The following is a 22,894-nucleotide window of genomic DNA, read 5'->3' as shown; positions in this document are numbered from 1 at the left end:
CAGCAGGAACGTACACCATGCCTCAACAAATTAATCTGTGCTCTGTTGCGCTGATCAAGCCGCGGCAGCAGTTCGAGGCTAACACCATGGTGTTAGCTTTGGGCGTGTTTGTAATCTTGGGCGCTGCGCTGTGCACCACCTGGGTCTGGAATTTGCAAAATGCCCAACGCGGTTTTACCTCGACCTTGCAGACGCAGGCCTCGGAAATGCAAAGCTTGCAAACGGCCATTGCCCAGAGCAAAGCCCGCGCTGCGCCGCCATCCGCCGAATTGATCCAGGAAGCGCAAGCCAAAAAAGCCGAAATCCAGCTGAAAAATCAGGCCCTGCTCGCATTACAGCAAGGGCAGTTCAAACCGGGCTTCGGTCACTCCGACCGGTTGGTTTTGGTGGCGCGCAGCATTCCTGATTCGGTCTGGATTACCGCAGTACGTGCCGATGCAGGAAGTATGGAAGTGAGTGGTTTCACTCTGGAGCCCTCTTCGTTGAACGACTGGGTAGGCCGCTTGGCTCAGAGTCCTTTGATGGATGGCTTGCGCCTGAGTACGGTCAAGGTCCAGAGCACGGCGCTTGCGCAGTCAGTAGGCGGCGCTGAACTGGCGTTGTCTGCTGGCCCGTCGGGCGCCAGGGCGCGGGAAGCGTGGTCGTTCAACCTGGTGAGTGCGCAAGCGCAAGCTCCGGGGGGGCGCCCATGAAAGCTTGGTGGATTGCACAGTCGGCCCGCATCAACGCGCTCAGCTTACGGGAGCGCTTGTTTGTCTTCATTTCACTTTTAGCACTGGCTCTCGCCCTCGCCGATTTGATTTGGCTTTCTCCGGCTCAAAAAGCCATGAAGCAGGTGCAGCAGCAGTTTGTAACCCAGTCTTCAGAGGTCAACCGTTTGCGCGCCGAGTTGGCGCTGGTATCCAAGCCGGTAGATCTGAATGCAGACGTTCGTGCTGAGCTTGCCCAGTCCCAAGCTACTTTGGATGCGCTCAACCGTGAAATACAAGCGCTCGCACCCTCGGGTGCCAGCGGAGAGCCCTCGATCGAACCGGTGCTTGCCCAGTTTTTGAAGCGCAGCCCGGGTTTGCGCCTGGTGTCTTCCGGCACCGTATCGGCCGATGGCGCGACGCCCGCCACCGAGGCCATCCCGGGCATCACCCGCAGGGGCTTGGAGCTGAAGGTCGTCGGTCCTTATAACGAGTTAACGCGGTATGTGAAAGGCCTGGAGCAGGCCCTGCCGCGCCTGCGCTGGGGTGGATTTCAACTGCTGGTCGGCCCTCAAGGGCCTGAGCTCACCCTGCGTGTTTATGTTCTGGAGGCGCAGCCATGATGCATGTGCGCCTGTGGGTTTTTTGCCTTGTATTGACGAGCACCTTGGGGGCGGCTGTGGCCGCGGAGCGTGATCCGACTGCACCTCCTTCAGCCGCCGGCGTTGCGCTACCTCAGGGAGCCGTCATGGACCCGGCAGATGCGCCGCCACCGAATATGAGCGTGATGGTGCAGAACGGTGTCCCTTACCTAGTGGTCGGGACTCGCTTGGTGGGGGTCGGGAAAAAAGTCGGTACCGCTACGGTGGACCGCATCACGGAGACCGAGGTCTGGTTGCGTGAAGGCCGCAAGGTCCGCAAGCTGCCTCGATTTGCCGGAATTCAGCGCTCTGTTACCCAAGTCCCTGGCACCTGTGATCGTCCCAGCGCTCCCTCAAAATTTGAATCCTCCCGCAAGTCGGCACCCAAAACTGCCCGTCCGAAGTCCGCTCAAGCCGTGACCCCTGTTGCGCCATGCACCGGCACACCACCGTGAAGTCCCGACCTATGAACTCCATTGCTATGTTCCCCACCGCTTTAATTCCACGCTCTGCTTCGGTTCTGTGTGTCACGGTGATCGCTGCGTTACTGGGAGCTTGTGGCAGCATGGACCGGCCCTTGCGCACGCCCGATGTCAGCGCTGCCATCCGGGCCGAAATACCGGAAACCGCACCCAAGGTGCAAACGGTAGTACCTGCGAAAGTCAGTGAGGCCTTGGCCGAGCCCGCGCCCCCGGTGGTCGCTCCGCCCCCTGAGCCTCGTCTGGATCTCTTGGTCAATAACGCCCAGGCGCGCGAGGTGTTTCTGGCCATCGTGGCGGACACCCGTTACAGCATGCTGATGCACCCGGATGTCGCTGGGACCTTGTCTGTGACCTTGCGCGGCGTGACCGTGACCGAAGCTTTGGAGGCGATCCGTGATGTGTATGGATACGACTTCAAGATCGAAGGTCGCCGCATCACGGTGTACGCCCCCACGCTTCAGACCCGTGTGTTCACCTTGAATTACCCGACCTCGCAGCGCCAAGGCAGCAGCGAGTTGCGGGTCTCGTCCGGGGCCGGTTTGCCGCAGTCTTCGTCTGGCGGGACCAACACTGCCACCGGTGCGACAGGCAATGGCGGAACCGGTGCCCAACCGGAAAACAGCCGGGTATCGACCACCTCCAAGTCCGACTTTTGGGGTGAGTTATCCGGTGCCGTGCGCAGCCTGCTGGGCAGCGGCGAGGGCCGCAGTGTGGTTGTCAGTCCGCAGGCCGGCATCATGGCGGTGCGCGGCATGCCAGAAGAATTGCGGCAGGTGGAGAAATTCCTTAAAGCAGCACAGGCCTCGGTGGAGCGGCAGGTCATGCTGGAAGCAAAAGTGGTGGAAGTAGAACTGCGCGACGGCTTTCAGAGCGGTGTGAACTGGGGGGCTTTCAATACCAACGCCTCGACCCAAGTCGCCGCTGGCGTGATCGGTAGTGGGGTGACGAGCACCAACGCCTTCGTGCAAGGCACCACCACGATCAATGGTGCGGTGTCATTCCCGTCTGTAGTGACTGGCGGCGGCTTGTTCGGATTGGCACTGGCGACTACCCAGTTTGGCGCGGTGCTGGGGTTCTTGGAAACCCAAGGAGATGTGCAGACGCTCTCTAGTCCCCGAATTGCCACGCTCAATAACCAAAAGGCGGTGCTCAAGGTGGGGACCGACGAGTTTTTCGTGACCAATGTGTCAGGTGGAACCAATTCCAACAACACGAGCAGCAGCGGTACCGGCACCAATACCAGCACCTTGCCCACGGTAACCTTGACTCCCTTTTTCTCGGGCATCTCGCTCGATGTAACGCCTCAAATCGACGATGGCGTCAACGTGACCTTGCATGTGCACCCCGCACTGACGACGGTGACTGAAAAGTCCAAGCAAATCGACCTGGGCAGTGCCGGCAACTTCAAGCTGCCGCTCGCCTCCAGTGCGGTGAATGAGACGGATACCTTGGTGCGTATTCAAGATGGCTCCATTGTGGCCATCGGTGGCTTGATGCAACTCGAATCGAGTCGCAATGCATCCGGCCTGCCGGGTACCACCAGCATGCCGGGATTGGGGGCCTTGTTCGGCAACCGCGCCAACCAGGGGCGCAAGAAAGAGGTGATTGTGCTGATCAAGCCAACCATCATCCGCAGTGCAGCAGATTGGGAGGCGCAAAACCAGCGCGCCCGCGCTGCGATTGATGACATGGATGCCGCCCGCGCGCGGGTCATCCAGATTGATGGTTCGGCCAAGTAATGTATCTGGGGCACTTTGCCCTGCGTGAGGCCCCGTTCTCCATCACGCCGGACACCGACTTTTACTTTGCCCATGACGGCGCGCAAGCGGCCCTGAACACGCTGTTGGTCGCTTTGCGCAGTGGCGAGGGTTTTTTGAAGGTGGTGGGGGAGTTGGGTTGCGGCAAAACCGTTTTGTGCCGTCAGCTCCTCAAGACGCTTCATAGTGAGTGCGTCACCGCCTATATTCCCAACCCGGACATGGGACCCGACGATTTACTCTGCGCATTGGCGATCGAGTTGGGGCTGGAAGTCGAACTTCCCCCTCACCGTCACACGGTTATGACGCTCATCAGCAACTGTTTGCTGACCCATGCCACCGCCGGGCGCCGTGTGGTGGTGTGTATCGACGAAGCCCAAGCGATTCCGGTGCGCAGCCTCGAGAGCCTGCGCCTCCTCTCCAATCTCGAAACCGAAAAGCGCAAACTGATTCAACTGGTCTTGCTGGGCCAGCCCGATTTGGACACGAAGCTGGCGCGCCCCGAGATCCGGCAACTGCTGCAGCGCATTACCTTCAGCGAATACTTGGGACCGATGGCGCGAGCGAGTGTGGGCGAGTATGTGCGCCACCGTTTGGCGCGGGCAGCGGCTAATGAGCACACCGACTTGGAGGTATTTACCCCGGAGGCCATCGACCGGTTAGCGGTGGCTACTGCCGGGGTGCCGCGTTTGATCAATGTTATCGCGCACAAGTGCCTGCTCTTAGCCTACGGACAAGGGGTGCACCGGGTCTCCGCAGCTCACGTCAAACTAGCCGTCGGCGACACGCCGGGACTGCGTCCATTTCCCACCGGTGGGGGCCTTTGGTGGAATCCGTGGACTTGGTGGAAGCAGCAGTCCGGCGCCACCCGCACCGCGGGGGAGGTGTTGGAATGAGTGTGATCAACCAAATGTTGCGCGACCTCGACAAGCGCAGTGCCAGCCCGCTCGAGCCTGCACTGGGGGCCGGCACCAGTGCGCGAGCGGCATCACGGAGCCCGCATGCAAAGCGCCACACCTGGCGTTTTGGGGGGGTGGTAGGCGCACTGGTCGCAGTGTCCATCGTGGCTGGTCTGGTTTGGTGGTGGTCCGGAACCCCCCAGCTGCCGCCGGTCTCCAGCCCAGTGACCACGCTGCCGGCGGAGGATCCGGTTCCCTCCGCTTCAGCCGTGCCTGCACCTTGGTCGGGCTTGAAGCTGGCGACCGAGCTTTCAGAGCTGCCGGCTTTGTCTACCGACACCCGAACTACCGTTGTCAAGCAAGCGCCTCCGCTGGCTGCACCAGCCGCGAGTGTCTCCACCCCTGCGATACCCGTTGTGGTGTCTCCGCCCGTGGCAGTGGCTCCGCTCCTTAAACCGGATGCGATGCCCGCTCCGGCTGCACAGTTGGCGTCGACGCCTCCTGCACCTCCATCGGCCAAACCGGCACAGCCGGTGGCAGATGCGGCAGTAGCGGCGCAGCGCCAGCAAACGGCAGTGCGAGAGGTGCTTTCGCAGGCGCAATCCCTCTATACCAGTGGTTCTGCGGATGCGGCGATCCAACTCCTGCAAGACTCTCTAGCGGGTGCTGAGCGGGCGCAGCCGCCCACTATTGCTGCCACCCAGTTGCTGCTGGTGCGTGAACTCGCGCGTATGGAGCTCGCCCAGGGGCGATCAGCTGCTGTACTGGAGTTGATGACGCGGGTCGAGCCCTTGTTGGCGGGGCAGCCTGAGTTGTGGGCAGTGCGTGCAAACGCGGCACAACGCTTGGGCAGACACCAAGATGCGGTGCAGTTTTACGGGGTGGCCCTCCAGTCGCGCCCGGCAGAGCAACGCTGGCTGCTGGGCTCCGCCGTGTCTTTGTCCGCACTGGGCCAGCTAGTTGCTGCAGCCGAGTTGGCGGAGCGGGCGCGCAGTGTAGGCCCTGTGAGCAGGGAGGTCTGGGCCTACCTGCGGCAGCAAGGGGTGGCGCTACCTGAGAAGCCCTAGGTATCAAAAATGGCTATAGCCCTCGTCTTTATTGCGTAAGCTGCTATATAAATAATAGCATCTAGCGCCTGTGCTTAATTGGCGTTACGCAGTACACGCCGGTATTGCATGGCTTCGGCGACGTGGGGAAGCTGCGTGTCTGCACTGTTTGCAAGGTCGGCAATTGTGCGCGCGATCTTCAGGGTGCGGTGGGTGCTGCGCGCAGACCAGCCGAGCTGCGCAGCCGCCGTCTGCAAGAATTTCAGGGCGGCAGGTTCCAGCCCAATATGCTGGTCAATGGCTTGGCCGGCCAGCGCCTGGTTACTGCAGCCTTGGCGCAGAAGGGCCCGATTTCGGGCTTGGTGGCTACGCTGGCGTATATCGGCACTGCACTCGCCGGCGGGGCTGTTCAGCAAGTCTTCGGACGCCAGCGCTGGCACTTCTACATGGAGGTCAATCCGGTCCATCAGAGGGCCACTGAGTTTGCCTTGGTAGCGACTCACTTGGTCGGGCGTGCACCGGCAAGGGCGTGCCGCCGCCCCGAGGTAACCGCAGGGGCAGGGGTTCATGGCGGCAATCAACTGAAACCGCGCGGGAAACTCAGCCCGCCGGGCCGCCCGGGCGATGGTGATGCTGCCGGTTTCCAGCGGTTCGCGCAGGGCTTCAAGCGCTGGGCGCGGAAACTCGGGTAACTCGTCTAAAAACAACACCCCATGGTGGGCCAATGAAATTTCTCCGGGCCGGGGCGGGGAGCCACCGCCCACCAGAGCCACGGCACTTGCGGAATGGTGAGGGCTGCAAGTGGGGCGCAGTCCCCAACGTTGCAAGTCAAAGCGCCCGCACAGGCTGCCGATGGCCGCGCTCTCCAGCGCTTCGTCGGTGGTCAGGTCTGGCAACAAGGCCGCAAAACGCTGAGCCAGCATGGATTTGCCAGAGCCCGGCGGGCCTACCAATAACAAGCTGTGTCCGCCCGCAGCTGCAATTTCTAGGGCGCGTTTGGCGGCTACCTGGCCTTTGACATCGGCCATGTCCAGCCCGGCGGCGGGAGCTTGCAGGGGAGCGGGTTCCACCCGCACCCAGCCGTCGGGGTCTTGCTCCAGGGGGATGCCCTCTGCGTCCTTGGCCTGACCGCCCGGCGCAAAGTGGTGCACGACATCCAGCAGCCGGCGGGCACGGATCACCCGGGAGTCGGGCACCAGGGCGGCCTCTTCGGCATTGCCGGGTGGCAGCACCAGTTGGGGGCGGCTCGCTGTTTTCCGCAGTGCCAACGCCATGGCCAGGGCGCCGCGGACTGCACGTAAATCTCCGGACAAGGACAGTTCACCCGCAAACTCAAAGCCTGCCAGCGCTTGGGCATCCACCTGTCCGCTGGCCGCCAGAATGCCTAGGGCGATGGGCAAATCCAGCCGGCCCGAGTCTTTGGGCAGATCGGCCGGCGCCAAATTGACAGTGATGCGTTTGTTGTTAGGGAACTCGAGGCCACTGTTTTGAATGGCGCAGCGCACCCGCTCACGGGCTTCTTTGACCTCGACATCCGCCAAACCGACCAAGGTGAAGCTCGGCAGTCCATTGGCCAAATGCACTTCCACGGTCACTTGAACCGCTTCGAGCCCCAATAACGCACGACTCTGCACCAAAGACAAGCTCATTTCCCTGATTTCCCAAAAAGGTGCGCAATATCTCGGTGCATTGCGCGGTGGTGCACCATTGGCGTGCAAACTGTTGTTTTATACAGTTATGTTAGCGGAATCTGCAGAAACTGTGGGGGCTTTTTTGCGAAACACTAGCCACGCGCAACTTGGCACGGCTTCTGCTTTATGCCTCTTAGCTCCCGAAAACCTGGCGCGGCAAGCCACCAGGCCCGGACTCTGTCATTAACTATCAAGCTGAGGTGAACACATGAAACTCGTGACGGCCATCATTAAACCGTTCAAGCTCGATGAGGTGCGCGAAGCCTTGTCTGGCATGGGAGTGCAAGGCATTACCGTGACTGAAGTCAAAGGCTTCGGCCGCCAAAAAGGCCATACCGAGCTGTACCGCGGTGCAGAGTACGTGGTCGATTTCCTGCCCAAGGTCAAGATCGAAGCGGCGATTGACGACGCTTTGGTAGAGCGGGTCATCGAAGCAGTCGAGGGCGCCGCCCGCACCGGCAAGATCGGCGACGGCAAGATTTTTGTCTACGACCTGGAACAAGTGGTCCGCATCCGCACCGGTGAAACCGGCAAAGAAGCGCTGTAAATAGAAAGAGAGCACGACATGAAAAAACTACTCGCCACGCTGGCTCTGGGCTTGAGCCTGATGACAGCCGGTTCTTTTGCGCTGGCCCAGACGGCTGCGCCAGCTGCCGATGCGCCAGCCGCCATGGCTTCTGCCCCTGAGGCTGCGGCGCCTGCTGCTGCCCCTGCACCGGCTGCAGCGCCTGCTGCCGCTGAAGCAGCTCCAGCCGCTGCACCTGCACCGGTTCCCAACAAGGGCGATACCGCCTGGATGACGATCTCCACCGCACTGGTCTTGTTCATGACCTTGCCCGGTCTGGCTTTGTTCTACGGCGGCCTGGTCCGCAGCAAGAACATGCTGTCGGTGCTGATGCAAGTGTTCGTGGTCACAGCACTGATCTATGTGCTGTGGGCCATCTACGGCTACACCTTGGCCTTCGGCGGTGACGGTGCCTTCTTCGGTACTTTCGACAAGCTGTTCCTGAAGGGCGTTACCGTGGACTCGGTGGCTGCGACCTTCAGCAAGGGCGTCGTGATTCCTGAGTTGACCTTCATTGCTTTCCAAGCCACTTTCGCGGCCATCACCTGTGCCCTGATCGTGGGCGCTTTCGCTGAACGCATCAAGTTCTCTGCGGTGCTGGCTTTCTGCGTGATCTGGTTCACATTCAGCTACCTGCCCATGGCACACATGGTCTGGTACTGGGCCGGCCCTGACGCTATCTCCGACGCCGCATCTCTGGAAAAAGTCGTGGCCGCTGCTGGCTACCTGTGGGGCAAGGGTGCCTTGGACTTCGCTGGCGGTACTGTGGTGCACATCAACGCGGCGGTTGCTGGTTTGGTCGGTGCCTATGTGGTGGGCAAGCGTATCGGTTACGGCAAAGAGCCTATGGCCCCTCACAGCCTGACTTTGACCATGGTGGGTGCTGCCATGCTGTGGTTCGGCTGGTTCGGCTTCAACGCCGGCTCCAACCTGGAAGCCAACGGCCTGACTGCTTTGGCCTTCATCAACACCATGCTGGCAACGGCTGCCGCCACGTTGGCCTGGATTACCGGTGAAGCGCTGTCCCGCGGCAAGGCCTCCATGTTGGGTGCTGCCTCCGGTGCAGTGGCTGGCTTGGTTGCCATCACTCCTGCTTGCGGTTTCGTGGGTCCTATGGGCTCCATCGCCATCGGCCTGATCGGCGGCTTTGCAGGCCTGTGGGGTGTGAACGGCTTGAAGCGTCTCTTGGGCGCAGATGACTCCTTGGACGTGTTCGGTGTGCACGGTGTCTGCGGTATCGTGGGCGCTTTGTTGACCGGCGTGTTTGCAGCGCCGTCCTTGGGTGGCACTGGCGTGTATGACTACGTGGCCAACGCCGTGGGCGCTGAGTACTCCATCGCCAACCAAGTGTTGATCCAAGCCGAAGGCGTGTTGATCACCATCGTGTGGTCTGGCGTGGTGTCCTTCATCGCCTTCAAGTTGGTGGACTTGGTGATCGGTCTGCGCGTCTCTGAAGAAGAAGAGCGCGAAGGTCTGGACATCTCCAGCCACGGCGAAACAGCGTACAACCGCTAAACCCTGAATGCGGCGCAGCGCGCCGCAGTTTCAGATGGGTTTCGAAACCCGCCCCAAACCCGGCCACCGCAAGGTGAGCCGGGTTTTTTGATGGGCGCAGGTGCACAATCCAGCGCAGTTGCAAACAACCCAAGGATCGATTCCTCATGAGTACCCCTTTGACCCTGCGCCATGGCGCATTGCGCTGCGATCTTTGCCCCGCATTGGGCGGTGCGATCGCCGGTTTGTGGTGGCGCGACCTGCCCGTCATGCGCTCCACACCGGGCGCAGAGTTGACAAGCGTGCGCCAGTCCGCGAGTTTTCCTTTGGTGCCGTTTTCCAACCGCATCGGCCATGGGCAATTGCAGTGGGACGGAACCAGCCACCCCCTGATCCGCAACTTCGACCCGGAGCCCCACACGATCCACGGCATAGGATGGGAGCGCCCCTGGACTGTGCTCGAGAGCACCGATAACTCGGCCCTGCTATCGATGGAGCACCGAGCCGACGCAGCCTGGCCCTTTGACTTTGATTGTTCGCAAACCTTTCGCTTGGGCGACGGTACCCTCGATCTCGGCCTGAGTGTGACCAACCAAGGCGCTAGCCCCGCGCCGGTGGGTCTGGGTTGGCACCCTTACTTTGTCAAGCGCGCCGGTGCCACGGTGCAATTTGCCGCCACCGGCCGCTGGGAAATGGCCGCTGACAAACTGCCGACCCACCGTGCGCCCCATGCAGGGCTCGATCAATCCACCGACACCCTGACGGTAGACCACTGTTTTGATGGCTGGGGCGGCGCGCTGCACTTGCGCGATGCCTTGATGCACATCACCGTTCGCTCGGCACTCAGCCGCCTCGTGGTTTTCACGACCCCTGAGCGCGACAACATCGCAGTCGAGCCGGTTAGCCACGTCAACAATGCGTTGAACCTGATGGCCACGACCGGCGCCAGCGCCGACAGTCTTGGCGTGCGGGTGCTACAACCCGGCGAGACCTGGAGCTGCAGTATGCAAGTCACCGTGGAGGAACAGGTATGAGCTGGCACGCATTGAGTGAAGACCTTTTTGAGCTGGGCGAGTCCCCGTTCTGGCACCCGGCTGAACAGCAGCTTTACTGGGTGGACATTCCCGGTAAAGCCATTCTGCGGGCCAATATTTACATGGGCACCGTGCAGCGCTGGGACATGCCCAGCGAGCCCGGTTGCATTGCCCCCGCAGCCAAAGGCGGCCTGGTGATCGCCCTGCGCGATGGCGTTTTCCGCGCCCACTCGTGGGGCGGAGAGCTGCAGCGGATCGCTACTTTGCCGTATGACACCGCAGCCATCCGCGCCAATGACGGCAAGTGCGATGCCTTGGGCCGCTTCTGGGTGGGCACGATCGATGAGCCTAAGGCCGGACGGGCCGCAGAGCTGTTTTCTATTGATTGCCGCTCCGGCGCTGCGGTGGTGCAAAAACACGCAGGCGATGCACTGACCGCCAACGGCTTGGCCTGGAGCCCTGACCAACGCACCGTCTACTGGTCGGACACCCCGAACCATCTGACCCACGCCTGGGACTTTGATCTCCAGGCCAACGCCCTGAGCGCCCACCGCGTCTGGCGCCAATACGAGCCCAAGCCCGCCGGTTGGACCTTCGAGAATATCCACTATGCCGGCCGCCCGGATGGCGCTGCGGTAGATGTCGAGGGCAATTACTACGCTGCCATGTTTGAGGGGCGCCGCATCTGTAAATTTGCGCCTGACGGCCGCCTGTTGGCGAGTTTCGAGACGCCGGCCCAGTGCCCCACCATGCCCTGTTTTGGCGGAGAGGACCTCAAAACCCTCTACATCACCACGGCCCGGCACGGGCGCAGTGCTGCGGAGCTGGCGCAGTTTCCTTTGTCGGGCGCGGTGTTCTTCATGCGGGTGGACGTGGCGGGGCTGCCGGTGCAGGCCTTCGCGGACTGAGCCTCAGCACCGAATGGCCTGAGGGCGGTGGAGGCTCAAAAATCCGGCGTTTGGCTGTTCAAAAAATTCACGCCGCAGGGCAGGGGGGCCGCTTACCATTGCCGCCATGTTGCCCCTGCCCGCCGCCATCCAACCCTTTGTTGACCAGATCCGTGCCGCCGCTGCGGACCAGACGCCACTGCAGATTCGCGGCGGTGGCAGCAAAGACTTTTACGGTTGCCTGCAGCCCGCAGGCCTGCTGGACACCCGCAGCCTGAGCGGCGTGGTCGATTACGCGCCCAGCGAGCTGGTGGTCACGGTGGCCACCGGAACACCGCTCTCCACCCTCGAGGCCCTGCTGGCCGAGCAAGGCCAGTGCCTGCCTTTCGAGCCGCCGCACTACCCGTGGTCTACCCGCGTTGCCGGCGCCCCGTCGAGCACTGCCACCGTGGGTGGCTTGGTGGCCAGTGGTTTGGCCGGCCCCGCCCGCGCCAGCGTGGGCAGCGTGCGCGACTATGTGCTGGGCCTGAAACTCATTAACGGCCGTGGGGAATACCTGACCTTCGGCGGCCAGGTGATGAAAAACGTGGCCGGTTACGACGTGTCCCGCCTGATGGCAGGAGCCATGGGTACTCTGGGCCTGATGACCGAGGTCTCGCTCAAGGTGCTGCCCTTTGCGCCCGCCGAGGCTACGTTGGTGTTCCCGCTGGGGCAGGCCGCCGCCCTTGAGCAGATCCACCGCTGGGCCGGCGAGCCGCTGCCCCTGAATGCCAGCTGCTGGGTGCACGACGGGAGCGCAGGTGCGGCGGGTCAAGACTTGTTGTTTGTGCGGCTGCGCGGTGCCGTGGCCGCCGTGGAGGCGGCTTGCCAGCGCATGTTGCGCGAAGTGCCGGGCGAGCGCATGGACCCCGCGCAAGCCGCTGCTGATTGGGACCGTTGCCGCGACCAAACGCTGCCCTTTTTTACCGACGGAGCGGCCACGGGTCACGCTTTGTGGCGCTTGTCGGTGGCGCAAACCGCGCCGGTGCTGGACTTGCCCTGGGCCCAGTTGATCGAGTGGCATGGCGGCGTACGCTGGCTCTGGGCGCCGTTGCAAGCCGGGCCTCAATTGCAGACCGTGGCCCGCGCAGCCGGTGGTAATGCTATGGTTTTTGTAGCTGGAGCCGCAGACCTTACCGGGGCTAAGTGCCAATTTCGCTCAGATGTGCCAGGGCAGGCCGCTTTGCTCAAACGCCTCAAGGCGGCTTTTGATCCTGCCGGTATTTTCAACGCCGGCAGGCTCTACCCAGACTTCTGACGCCGGGCGCCATTCACCACACCTTATGCAGACCCAACTCGCCCCCGAATACCAGAACACCCCGGACGGCCAAGCCGCCGAGGCCATTCTGCGCAAATGTGTCCATTGCGGTTTTTGTACCGCGACGTGCCCGACCTACCAGTTGCTCGGCGACGAGCTCGATGGCCCGCGCGGCCGCATCTACTTGATGAAGCAAGTGCTGGAAGGTCAGGAGCCCACGCGCGCCACCCAGATGCACCTGGACCGTTGCCTGACCTGCCGCAACTGCGAAAGCACCTGCCCCAGCGGTGTGGATTACGGCCATCTGGTTGATATCGGCCGCAAGCTGGTCGATGCCAAAGTGCCGCGGCCGACCGGCGAAAAGGCCCTGCGCTGGGCGCTGAAAGAGGGGCTGCCTTCTCCCCTGTTTGCTCCCGCCATGAAGCTGGGCCAACTGGTGCGCCCGCTGCTGCCTCAAAGCCTGAAAAACAAAGTGCCCGCTCCGCAGGATGCCGGCTCATGGCCCGACCGGGAGCACCCGCGCCAAGTGCTGATGCTGGCCGGTTGCGTGCAACCCAGCATGTCGCCCAATATCAATAGCGCCACGGCCCGGGTGCTCGATGCGGCAGGTATCCAGCCCTTGCTGGCACCTGCTGCAGGGTGTTGTGGTGCCGTCAAATTCCACCTCAACGACCAGGACGGCGGCAAGGCGCAGATGCGCGCCAACATCGACGCCTGGTGGCCCTATGTGCTGGACGGCGTCGAAGCGCTGGTGATGAACGCTTCCGGTTGCGGTGTCACGGTCAAAGAGTACGGTCATATCCTGCGCGATGACCCGGCCTATGCCGCCAAGGCGGCGCGCATCAGCGCCCTCACGCGCGACCTGAGCGAGCTGTTGCCCGAGTGCCTGCCGCGTCTCAAACCCCTGGTCCGGCTGGATGCAGGCACCCCGGCGTTGGTGTTCCACCCGCCCTGCACCCTGCAGCACGGCCAGAAACTCAAAGGCGGAGTGGAGTCGCAGATGGCGGAGCTCGGGTTCTCGGTGCGGGTTGCCAGCAACGAGTCGCATCTGTGCTGCGGCTCGGCCGGTACCTATTCGGTGCTAAACCCTGAGATCTCTTATCAGCTGCGCGACCGCAAGCTGGGCCATCTGGCGCCGACCGACAACGAGGTCATCATCAGCGCCAATATCGGGTGTATCACCCATCTGCAGAGCGGCACCACCACCGCCGTGCGCCACTGGATCGAGGTCTTGGACGCTGCTTTGGCGCCTGTCAACCAGTCTTGAGCGGGTACTGCGCCCTCAGGCTGCCAATGCAGCCTCGATGTCTTTGGAAAGGCTGGCAGGCGTGTCGGTTGGCGCATAACGCTTGAGCACCTTGCCGTCTTTGCCCACCAGAAATTTGGTGAAGTTCCATTTGATGGCCTTGGTACCCAGCAGGCCTGGCGCTTCTCCGGCCAACCACTGGTATAACGGGTGGGCGCCGCTGCCGTTGACCTCAATCTTCGCCATCATCGGGAAGCTCACGCCATAGTTGAGTTGGCAAAAAGAGGAAATCTCGTCATTGCTGCCCTTGTCCTGTGCGCCGAACTGGTTGCACGGGAAACCCAGCACCGCCAGTCCCTTGCTGCCGTACTGCTGGTGCAACGCTTCCAGCCCTGCGAACTGCGGTGTGAAGCCGCAGGCACTGGCAGTGTTGACGATCAACAGCGCTTTGCCTTTGAAATCGCCCAAGCCGATCAGCTGGCCTTGGATGTTCAAGGCCTCGAAGTCATACACACTGCTCATTCACATCTCCCAAGAAAGTGGCCTTCACCATAGCACTGCTTGCAAAAGCTTGTGTTGTACGGGCATTGCTGGGAAGATTTGCAAAACGAGGAGTTCAGGATTGTTTTTCTCCCCTTGGTATCAGCGCTGTCGTGCGCGCTTCAATGCGAGCAAGCTTGAGAATGACCGGGTGCAGGGCGAGGCCACCATCGAGTCCTTGAAGCGCTACCGGCGCCTCGGCCTTTTTCTGGTGCCTTTGCATGCGACGTTGGCTTGGTTTTTTGCGCATTTCACGCCCCCGGAATTCAGGCCCGAGCTGGCGCATTGGGCCCATGATCTGGCCTACGCCCAGGGGCTGGCCTGTGTGGGTGTGCTGGTCACAGTGCTCGCCGCTCACCTGTTTTTGGAGCGCCATACCCGAGCCACGACCGGTGCAATTGCCCTGCAAATCCTGATTGCCGCGGCGTACTTGAGTTTTGGGGCGTACATCACACTCCTCGACTTGGAATACAACGCGGGTGCGGGCCTTGCGAGTTTCTTGCTGATCTGTGTCACGTTCGGCGTGCTGGCGCTGATGCGGCCGGCAATATCGGTGCCTGTTTTTGTCCTGAGCTACGTGGTGTTTGCGGTATTGCTGGAAAACGCATTCATCAACCGCTCGCAGCTCCCGAGTTTGCGCATCGTGGCATTCATTACCCCAGCGCTGGCGCTCATGGCCTCGATCATGAACTGGAACCAATACGCCAGATCCGTGGTGTTGCGCCGCCAGCTCAGCAAAAGCAATGCAACCCTCGTAGCCCAGCAGGCGGAGCTGGCCTTTCTGGCCGATCACGATGCACTGACCGGCCTTTATAACCGCCGCGAGTTCATGCGGCTGGCGCAAATGGAGTTGCTCCGCGCCACGCGGGTGCCGTGCCACACCGCCGTCATCATGGTGGATCTGGACTTCTTCAAAAGTGTGAACGACCGCTATGGCCACCCCGGGGGCGATGCGGTGCTCAAAGCCACTGCACAGTGCCTGAGCTACTCGCTACGCATCACCGATACATTGGCACGCATGGGCGGCGAAGAGTTCATCGTGTTGCTGCCAGACACTGGGCGCGAAGGTGCCATGCAGGTCGCCAGCAAGCTGCGTGATGCGATACGTGCCATGGACGTGGATTTTGAGGGTCAGCCCATCAAGGTGACCGCCAGTTTCGGTGTCAGCACATTGGCACCCACGGTGCGCGGTACTGCCGATGCCATTTATGCCGCGGCCGATCGCGCACTGTATGTGGCCAAACAAACTGGCCGTGACAAGGTGGAATACGCGATGCCCGAGGCGTCAGAGCTGAACCCCAGGCCCTAGCTTCAACTGCCGGGCGGGGGGCTCAGGGTAGTGTTCAGCCGTGCAGGTTGTCGTTGCGGGCAATGTCCAGCAGGTGGTTCACCTCGTCGGCGTGGTCGCGGATATTGCGTTCGTGCCAGCGCTTGATGACCCACATAAAGCCTGCCACTACGATGCCAAACGCGCTGATGGCGCCGAACGCTGAGAGCCCCAGGCTAGTGGATAGTGCGTACATGCCACCCAGACCCAAAATACAGGCTTGCTCATTGAAGTTTTGCACCGCAATCGAACGGCCTGCACCCATCAGGTTGTGGCCCCGGTGCTGAAGCAGCGCATTCATCGGCACCACCAAAAAGCCGCCCAACCCTCCCAACAAAATGAGGAAAGGTGCCGCCACCCAGACGTTATCGATAAAGTTCAGCAGGATGACCAGCAGGCCCATTCCAATTCCCAAGGGCATGACGTTGACCGCATGTTCTAGCCGCATCCGCATCGAGGCGGCCACTGCGCCGACGGCGGTGCCGATCGCCACCACGCCGACCAGCGCCGAGGCTTGGGTCACGCTGTAGCCCAAAGCCGCTGCTGCCCACGCCAGTACGATGTAACGCAAATTGCCGCTCACGCCCCAGAACAGGGTGGTGGTGCTCAACGAGATCTGGCCCAGCTTGTCGTTCCAGAGCTTGGTGTTGCAAGTCCAGAAGTCAGGCAAGAGGCTCATGAGGTTTTTGGGCATGGGCCGCATGCTCACACCCGTCTCAGGAATGCGGGTGTTGAACCAGGCGGCTGCCAGGTACACAAAAATCAGGATGCCGATAGCGGCTTCCGGCGCGGTGTCAATGCTGGTGGTGATGAACGGGAAGTCAAACGACAAAAGCGCACCCGAGATCATCGGGCTCACCAATTGGCCACCCAGCAACACGCCCAAAATGATGGAGGCAATCGTCAGGCCCTCAATCCAGCCGTTGGCTTTGACGAGTTGGGAAGCCGGTAGCAGCTCGGTCAGGATGCCGTATTTAGCAGGTGAGTAGGCGGCGGCACCCAGCCCCACGATGGCGTACGCCATGAGCGGATGCGTGCCGAACAACATCATCAGGCAGCCCACCACCTTGATGGTGTTGCTGATGAACATGACCTTGCCTTTGGGCATGGCGTCTGCAAATGCGCCCACAAAAGGCGCCAGCACCACGTAAAACAAGGCAAACATCGGCACTAACGCTGCTTGCTGCCATTCCGGTGCGCCGGAGCTGCGCAGTAACTGAACGGCACCCACAAACAAGGCGTTGTCGGCCAGCGAGCTGAAGAACTGCGCTGACATGATGGTGTAGAAGCCGCGTTTCATGGGTAGGTTCTGGGCGCATTAGCGGGGCTAATGCGCGGAATATTGTTGTGAGTCTCCAAGCGTGCGACGGTTATAGCACGGCGTGGAATGTCAAAATCGTTGTGGTCCCTTGTTGTTACCCACTCTATGCCACGTCCTATCCAAGCCACCATTCATGTCCAGGCCCTGCGTCATAACTTGGAGGTGTGTCGCCGCGCGGCGCCGGACGCCCGCATCTGGGCGGTGGTCAAGGCCAACGCGTACGGGCACGGCATTGAACGCACCTTTGACGGCTTGCGCGGCGCAGACGGCATTGCACTTCTGGATCTGGACGAGGCACAGCGGGTGCGCAACCTGGGATGGCGCGGGCCCATCTTGCTGTTGGAGGGCGTCTTTGAGCAACGCGACCTGGAGCTGTGCTCCCGCCTGGGGTTGTGGCACACGGTGCACTGCCAGGAGCAGATCGACATGCTGGCCATCCACAAAACCAACGAGCCGCATCGGGTGTTTCTCAAGGTCAACTCCGGCATGAACCGCTTGGGCTTCCAGCCTGAACAGGTGCGGTCTGCGTGGACCCGCCTGAATGCGCTGCCCCAAGTGGACGAAATTTCGCTCATGACTCACTTCAGCGATGCAGACGGCCCCAAGGGCATTGCCGGCCAGATGGCGGTGTTCAAGCAAGCCACCGACGACCTGCCCGGCGAACGCACTGTCAGCAACAGTGCGGCTACCCTGCGCCACTCCGGCCCCGGATTGGTGTCAGACTGGGTGCGCGCCGGCATCGCCACTTACGGCAGTGCGCCGGACTACCCCGAGCACGACATCGCCCACTGGGGCTTGCAGCCCACGATGACGCTTGCTGCAAAAATCATAGCTACTCGCGCACTATCGACGGGCGATACGGTCGGATATGGTTCCAATTTCACGGCCGAGAAGCCCATGCGCATCGGCGTGGTGGCCTGCGGCTATGCCGACGGCTACCCCCGCATTTGTCCTGCGGGCACTCCGGTGTTGATCAACGGCGTGCGCAGCCGGGTGGTAGGCCGGGTCAGCATGGACATGATCACCGTCGACCTCGACCCGGTGCCCCAAGCAGGCATGGGCTCTGAAGTGACCTTGTGGGGGCGCGCGGCTAACGGCGCAGTGCTGCCGATTGACGAAATTGCGGCCGCTGCCGGCACCGTGGGCTATGAATTGATGTGCGCGCTCGCGCAGCGGGTACCGGTCGTCGTGGCAGACTAGCCTCCATGAAATATGTGCCCATTCCGATTGCCATGCTGGAAGTGGGCCGGCCTTTGCCGATTGACATCTGGAGCGATACCGGCCAGCTGCTCTTGAAGAAAGGGCAACCGGTCGTTTCCGAGCAGCACCGCGACAAGCTCCACGCCTTCAACGCCAGCTCCACCCCGGGCGACGCGATGGCCTGGCAGCGCGCCTACGAGCGCATGGTGCACGAAATGCTGCGCGATGGCGTAGATGTGCAAACCATTGCCCAGGCGCCCATGCCCTCGCGCATCCGCGATGTGGACTATGTGGCGGGCACCGCACTGAGTGGCGGCTGGCCGGACCTGCAGGATGTGTTGCGCGGCATTCTTTACCAAGGGGGGCTGGCCATTAACCCGCTTTCCCGCCTAGACGGCATGGCCCGCACCGTGCTCAAGTTGCTGGACGTGGACCCGGACGATGCGCTCTTTCGCCTGTTTCAGATGCTGGGCGATAACAGCCTGGGTTACTGCTCCACCCACGCGCTGCTGACCGGCACCATCAGCCTGCTCACCGCTGACAAGTTGGGCCTGGACCCCAGTGTGCGCCGCAGCCTGCTGGACGCTGCCCTGACCCAGAACATCGGCATGGCCCGCGATCAGGACAGCCTCTCCCGCCAAAACGCAGCACCCACCGAGTGGCAGCGCCAGCTCATTGCTGACCATGCAGGCCGGAGTGCCGACACCCTGCACAAGCTCGGGCTGGAAGACGAAGACACCCTGGACCTGGTGCGCTGGCACCACAAGCCGCTGCACCCCGAGGCCCTGCCCCGCAACCGCATGGCACGCCGGGTGCTGGCCACGGCCGATGGGTTTGTGGCCAAAATGGCCGCCCGCAAGTCCCGCACCCCCATGCCTGCCATCAGCGCTGCAAAATCCATATTTGCTGCGGCCGAGGGGGAAGCTGCCGCCGTGGGCGGCGCCATGGCGACCAGCACCGGCTTTTACCCGCCGGGCACCTATGTGTTGTTGGTCAACGGTGATACCGCGGTCGTCGCCCAGCGGGGCGCGCGCGCCAATGCGCCCTGGGTGATCCCGGTGATGGACAAAAACAGCATGCCGGTCACGGTCTACGCCTGCCGGGACACCCATGACCCGGCCTGGGCGCTGGTGACGCCCTTGAACTTCCAGTCGGTCAAGGTCTCGGTCAGCGCGGACCGGGTGCAGCGGGCCCGCGCCCGCATGCCCAAGGTCTAGCGCCACGAGGGAGCAATTCGCACGGCGGGGTCCGTGTCGCCGGCGCCGGCAGTCCCAAACGTATCGCCCTGAATCTGTGGTTTTGTACAGTATTATGGGCGCCATGGCCAAAGACAAAACCATCTACACCTGTAACGAGTGCGGCGGCACCAGTCCCAAGTGGCTGGGCAAGTGCCCGCACTGCAACGCCTGGAACACGCTGATCGAATCGGTGGCCAGCAGCGACGGACCGGCCAAAAATCGCTTTGCCTCGCTGGCCAAGACAGCCGAGGTCACTGTGCTCTCCGATATCGAGGCGCAGGACGTGGACCGCACCCCCACCGGCCACGAGGAGCTGGATCGTGTGCTGGGCGGCGGTATGGTCGAAGGTGGCGTGGTGCTGATCGGCGGCGACCCCGGCATCGGCAAGTCCACACTCTTGTTGCAGGCGCTCGACTCCCTGCAGCGCTCTGGCAAGAACACCCTCTACGTCACCGGCGAAGAGAGCGGGGCGCAAGTCGCGTTGCGCTCGCGCCGACTGGGGCTGGACCACTCGCAGGTGAAAGTGCTGGCCGAGATTCAGCTCGAAAAAATCCTCGCTACCCTGGAAGCCAATCGCCCGGATGTGGCGGTGATTGATTCCATCCAGACCGTTTACTCCGAGCAGCTCACCAGCGCGCCGGGTTCGGTCGCCCAGGTGCGCGAGTGCGCAGCCCACCTGACCCGCGCGGCCAAGGCCAGTGGCACCGCCATCGTGTTGGTGGGTCATGTGACCAAAGAGGGCGCCTTGGCCGGGCCGCGCGTGCTGGAGCACATGGTGGACACGGTGCTGTACTTTGAGGGCGACACGCACAGCCAGTTCCGGTTGGTGCGCGCCATCAAAAACCGCTTTGGTGCGGTCAATGAGATTGGCGTGTTCGCCATGACCGAAAAAGGCCTGAAGGGCGTGAGCAACCCCAGCGCCATCTTTTTGAGCCAACACGCCGAGCCGGTGCCCGGCAGCTGCGTGATGGTGACGCTGGAAGGCACCCGTCCACTTTTGGTGGAAATTCAAGCGCTGGTGGACATGGGTGGCCCGTCGCCACGGCGCTTGAGCGTGGGCTTGGACAAAGACCGCCTGGCCATGTTGTTGGCAGTGTTGCACCGCCACGCGGGCGTGGCGTGTATGGACCAGGATGTGTTCATCAACGCGGTGGGCGGTGTGCGCATCGGCGAGCCGGCCGCCGACCTGGCAGTCATGCTGTCTATTACCTCGTCTTTGCGCGGCAAGCCGCTGCCCAAAGGCTTTATTGCCTTTGGCGAAGTCGGGCTGGCCGGCGAAGTGCGCCCTGCACCCCGCGGTCAGGAGCGCCTGAAAGAAGCTGCCAAGCTGGGCTTCACCATCGCGGTGGTGCCCAAGGCGAATGCGCCCAAAAAGCCGATCGAGGGCATGACCATCCACGCGGTGGAGCGGGTGGAAGAAGCCATGAACGTGGTGCGCGGCTTGACCTGAGGCAAGGCGCCCCAGCCTGTAAATGCCTACACTGTTGGCATGCGCTGGTTGACCAAACTGCCCCATTCGATCCGCTCCGCCTCCGGGCTGGAGTGGGCTTTGTGGCGCAAGCTCCCCCTGATTGCTTTGGCGGGCACCGTGCTGCCTTTGCTGGGGCTGGCGCTCTACCATGCAGGTGCGGATGCCGGTGACCCTGCAGAGGCGCGGGCACTGCAGCTGGCGGAATTCATCGTGTTCGGGGTCATCGTGTTCCACTGGACGCTGGTGATCACCGCAGCCATCGGGTGCGTAGTGGTCATGGTGATGAAGGGCCCCGCCTATGTGGCGGACGGGCTGGAGGTCAGCCACCGTGATCAGCCGGCCAGAGACCTTTGAGGGTTCTGGGTCTGCAGGGGCCGCTCAATGCCTGCGAAAATCCCACTATGTTTTTTCAAAAAATCCAACGAATCGTGATTCCGCTGGCCGCTTTGGCGGCCTTGATCCTCGGCTACCGGCACTATGGCTGGCCCGGCGTGGCTTTGGTGGGCGGTGGCCTGATCATGTGGCAGCTGTTGCACTTCACCCGCATGTTGCAGGTGCTTAAGCGGGCGGCCAACCGGCCTATCGGCCATGTGGACAGTGCTGTGATGCTCAACGCCCGCTTGCGAGCCGGCTTGCCCTTGCTGCACGTGGTGGCCATGACCCGCTCGCTGGGCCAGCTCGAATCCCCCAAAGACACTCAGCCGGAGCGCTACCGCTGGTCCGATACCTCGGGCAGCACGGTGCTGTGTGTGTTCGATGGCGGCAAGCTCCAAAGCTGGGACTTGCAGCGTCCCGCGCAAAACGAAGCGCTGCCAGAGCCCGCGCACGCCGCTGCGGTGGAATCGGCCTCGTAAAATCCCCCTTTTTGCAAATTCCTGCAAATCCCTCTCTTCAAGGACACCCGATGAGCGTACTCCCACCTTCCATGTCTGATCGCGACGGCAAAATCTGGATGGATGGCCAGATGGTCGAGTGGCGCGATGCCAAGATCCACGTGCTGAGCCACACGCTGCACTACGGATGCGGCGCCTTTGAGGGCGTGCGGGCCTACAACACGGTCAACGGCCCGGCCATCTTCCGCCTGCAGGAGCACACCGAGCGCCTGTTTAACAGCGCCAAGATCCTGCGCATGGCCATTCCCTTCACCCAGGAACAGGTGAACGAAGCCCAGTGCGCCGTGATCCGCGAAAACAAGTTGGAGTCTGGCTACCTGCGCCCCCTGACCTGGATCGGCGACAAGAAGCTGGGCGTCTCGCCCAGGGGCAACACCATCCACCTGATGGTGGCCGCTTGGCCCTGGGGTGCCTACCTGGGCGAAGAGGGCATGAAGCGCGGCATCCGCGTGAAGACCAGCAGCTACACCCGCCACCACGTCAACATCACCATGACGCAGGCCAAGGCGGTGAGCAACTACACGAACTCGATCTTGGCCAACATGGAAGCCACGGATGATGGCTACGACGAAGCCCTGCTGCTGGACAGCTCCGGTTTCGTGTCCGAAGGCGCGGGCGAAAACATTTTCGTCATCAAGAACGGTGTCATCTACACCCCCGACTTGTCTGCCGGCGCCCTGAACGGCATCACCCGCAACACGGTTTTCCACATCGCCAAGGACCTGGGCCTGGAAATTGTGCAGAAGCGCATCACCCGCGACGAGGTCTATATCGCTGACGAAGCTTTCTTCACCGGCACCGCCGCAGAGGTGACCCCGATCCGCGAACTCGACCGCATTGCCATGGGCAAGGGTGACTACGTGGGCAGCCGTGGCCCGATCACCGAAAAAATCCAATCTGCGTTCTTTGACATCGTCAACGGCCGCAACCCGAAATACGCCCACTGGCTCACGAAAGTCTGAATATGTCCCAAGCAGTCGTTGAACTCCTAGCCAAAGACCTGAACCACCAGGGCGGTGTGTTTTGCCCCAGCTCGGTGGCAGGCATGCAAACCTGGAACACCCACCCCAAGGTGTACCTGGATGTGGGCCGCTCCGGCGAAGCCAAGTGCGCGTATTGCGGCACCGTGTACAAGCTGAAAGACGGCGAGCACTTCGCAGCAGGTCACTGAGCGTG

The 22,894-nt window shown here is 62.1% G+C and carries 23 protein-coding genes; 20 read left to right on the top strand and 3 right to left on the bottom strand.

Features of this window, described 5'->3' with window-relative positions:
• Window positions 1-17: 17 nt before the first annotated feature.
• The 6 genes from U5L73_RS01735 to U5L73_RS01710 are packed head-to-tail and all read left to right on the top strand — an operon-like array spanning window position 18 to window position 5,535.
• A complete protein-coding gene (locus U5L73_RS01735) occupies window positions 18-692 on the top strand; it encodes a PilN domain-containing protein (RefSeq protein WP_322560733.1) in 675 nt (224 codons plus the stop codon).
• Window positions 689-1,312 carry a hypothetical protein gene (locus U5L73_RS01730; protein ID WP_322560732.1) on the top strand — a complete coding sequence of 208 codons (624 nt, stop codon included), beginning with the start codon at window positions 689-691 and terminating at the stop codon, window positions 1,310-1,312. The genes U5L73_RS01735 and U5L73_RS01730 overlap by 4 nt, the downstream gene beginning before the upstream one ends.
• Window positions 1,309-1,785: a hypothetical protein gene (locus U5L73_RS01725; protein WP_322560731.1), complete on the top strand. Its 477-nt coding sequence runs from the start codon at window positions 1,309-1,311 to the stop codon at window positions 1,783-1,785. Before U5L73_RS01730 ends, U5L73_RS01725 begins: the two co-directional genes overlap by 4 nt.
• 11 nt (window positions 1,786-1,796) lie before the next feature.
• Window positions 1,797-3,551, top strand: coding sequence for a secretin N-terminal domain-containing protein (locus U5L73_RS01720; protein WP_322560730.1), 1,755 nt, complete (start codon window positions 1,797-1,799; stop codon window positions 3,549-3,551).
• Window positions 3,551-4,465: an ExeA family protein gene (locus tag U5L73_RS01715; protein ID WP_322560729.1), complete on the top strand. Its 915-nt coding sequence runs from the start codon at window positions 3,551-3,553 to the stop codon at window positions 4,463-4,465. The genes U5L73_RS01720 and U5L73_RS01715 overlap by 1 nt, the downstream gene beginning before the upstream one ends.
• A complete protein-coding gene (locus U5L73_RS01710) occupies window positions 4,462-5,535 on the top strand; it encodes a hypothetical protein (protein WP_322560728.1) in 1,074 nt (357 codons plus the stop codon). Before U5L73_RS01715 ends, U5L73_RS01710 begins: the two co-directional genes overlap by 4 nt.
• A 74-nt stretch (window positions 5,536-5,609) precedes the next feature.
• On the opposite strand, the gene U5L73_RS01705 is transcribed toward U5L73_RS01710, so the two are convergent.
• Window positions 5,610-7,163, bottom strand: coding sequence for a YifB family Mg chelatase-like AAA ATPase (locus U5L73_RS01705; protein WP_322560727.1), 1,554 nt, complete (start codon window positions 7,161-7,163; stop codon window positions 5,610-5,612).
• Between the two features lie 250 nt (window positions 7,164-7,413).
• Between U5L73_RS01705 and glnK the strand changes: the two genes are divergently transcribed.
• From glnK to glcF, 6 genes are all read left to right on the top strand, one after another.
• Entirely contained in the window at window positions 7,414-7,752 is a 339-nt protein-coding gene (gene glnK / locus U5L73_RS01700; RefSeq protein ID WP_087495551.1) for a P-II family nitrogen regulator, read from the top strand.
• Between the two features lie 18 nt (window positions 7,753-7,770).
• On the top strand, window positions 7,771-9,285 hold the full coding sequence (locus U5L73_RS01695; protein ID WP_322560726.1) for an ammonium transporter: 1,515 nt from the start codon (window positions 7,771-7,773) through the stop codon (window positions 9,283-9,285).
• Between the two features lie 146 nt (window positions 9,286-9,431).
• Window positions 9,432-10,298, top strand: a complete 867-nt coding sequence (locus U5L73_RS01690; protein WP_322560725.1) for an aldose 1-epimerase — start codon at window positions 9,432-9,434, stop codon at window positions 10,296-10,298.
• Window positions 10,295-11,206, top strand: a complete 912-nt coding sequence (locus U5L73_RS01685; protein ID WP_322560724.1) for an SMP-30/gluconolactonase/LRE family protein — start codon at window positions 10,295-10,297, stop codon at window positions 11,204-11,206. Before U5L73_RS01690 ends, U5L73_RS01685 begins: the two co-directional genes overlap by 4 nt.
• 106 nt (window positions 11,207-11,312) lie before the next feature.
• Entirely contained in the window at window positions 11,313-12,482 is a 1,170-nt protein-coding gene (gene glcE, locus U5L73_RS01680; RefSeq protein WP_322560723.1) for a glycolate oxidase subunit GlcE, read from the top strand.
• A gap of 25 nt (window positions 12,483-12,507) precedes the next feature.
• The gene (gene glcF / locus U5L73_RS01675; RefSeq protein ID WP_322560722.1) at window positions 12,508-13,749 is read left to right on the top strand and encodes a glycolate oxidase subunit GlcF; all 1,242 of its coding nucleotides are present in this window, start codon (window positions 12,508-12,510) and stop codon (window positions 13,747-13,749) included.
• 15 nt (window positions 13,750-13,764) lie between these two features.
• Here glcF and U5L73_RS01670 read toward each other — a convergent pair whose 3' ends face one another.
• Window positions 13,765-14,250, bottom strand: a complete 486-nt coding sequence (locus U5L73_RS01670; RefSeq protein WP_322560721.1) for a glutathione peroxidase — start codon at window positions 14,248-14,250, stop codon at window positions 13,765-13,767.
• A 100-nt stretch (window positions 14,251-14,350) separates the two neighbouring features.
• Here U5L73_RS01670 and U5L73_RS01665 point away from each other — a divergent pair, with 100 nt between their 5' ends.
• Entirely contained in the window at window positions 14,351-15,577 is a 1,227-nt protein-coding gene (locus U5L73_RS01665; protein ID WP_322560720.1) for a GGDEF domain-containing protein, read from the top strand.
• Window positions 15,578-15,611: 34 nt separating this feature from the next.
• On the opposite strand, the gene lplT is transcribed toward U5L73_RS01665, so the two are convergent.
• Window positions 15,612-16,895 (bottom strand): lysophospholipid transporter LplT, encoded by a 1,284-nt coding sequence (lplT, locus tag U5L73_RS01660; protein WP_322560719.1) that lies wholly within the window; start codon window positions 16,893-16,895, stop codon window positions 15,612-15,614.
• Window positions 16,896-17,021: 126 nt separating this feature from the next.
• On the opposite strand from lplT, the gene alr reads away from it, so the two are divergent.
• From alr to U5L73_RS01625, 7 genes are all read left to right on the top strand, one after another.
• On the top strand, window positions 17,022-18,116 hold the full coding sequence (alr, locus tag U5L73_RS01655) for an alanine racemase (protein ID WP_322560718.1): 1,095 nt from the start codon (window positions 17,022-17,024) through the stop codon (window positions 18,114-18,116).
• Window positions 18,117-18,121: 5 nt separating this feature from the next.
• Window positions 18,122-19,333, top strand: a complete 1,212-nt coding sequence (locus U5L73_RS01650) for a hypothetical protein (protein WP_322560717.1) — start codon at window positions 18,122-18,124, stop codon at window positions 19,331-19,333.
• A 103-nt stretch (window positions 19,334-19,436) separates the two neighbouring features.
• Window positions 19,437-20,804 carry a DNA repair protein RadA gene (gene radA, locus U5L73_RS01645; protein WP_322560716.1) on the top strand — a complete coding sequence of 456 codons (1,368 nt, stop codon included), beginning with the start codon at window positions 19,437-19,439 and terminating at the stop codon, window positions 20,802-20,804.
• Window positions 20,805-20,843: 39 nt separating this feature from the next.
• Window positions 20,844-21,179, top strand: coding sequence for a hypothetical protein (locus U5L73_RS01640; protein WP_322560715.1), 336 nt, complete (start codon window positions 20,844-20,846; stop codon window positions 21,177-21,179).
• A gap of 47 nt (window positions 21,180-21,226) precedes the next feature.
• A complete protein-coding gene (locus U5L73_RS01635) occupies window positions 21,227-21,679 on the top strand; it encodes a glycerate kinase (protein WP_322560714.1) in 453 nt (150 codons plus the stop codon).
• A gap of 50 nt (window positions 21,680-21,729) precedes the next feature.
• Window positions 21,730-22,680, top strand: coding sequence for a branched-chain amino acid transaminase (locus tag U5L73_RS01630; RefSeq protein ID WP_322560713.1), 951 nt, complete (start codon window positions 21,730-21,732; stop codon window positions 22,678-22,680).
• Between the two features lie 2 nt (window positions 22,681-22,682).
• The gene (locus U5L73_RS01625; protein WP_322560712.1) at window positions 22,683-22,889 is read left to right on the top strand and encodes a zinc-finger domain-containing protein; all 207 of its coding nucleotides are present in this window, start codon (window positions 22,683-22,685) and stop codon (window positions 22,887-22,889) included.
• Window positions 22,890-22,894: the final 5 nt, after the last annotated feature.

Origin of the sequence: Rhodoferax sp., assembly GCF_034520025.1 — a bacterium.
Taxonomy (GTDB): domain Bacteria; phylum Pseudomonadota; class Gammaproteobacteria; order Burkholderiales; family Burkholderiaceae_C; genus Allorhodoferax.
This window is presented reverse-complemented; position numbering and strand designations above follow the sequence as displayed.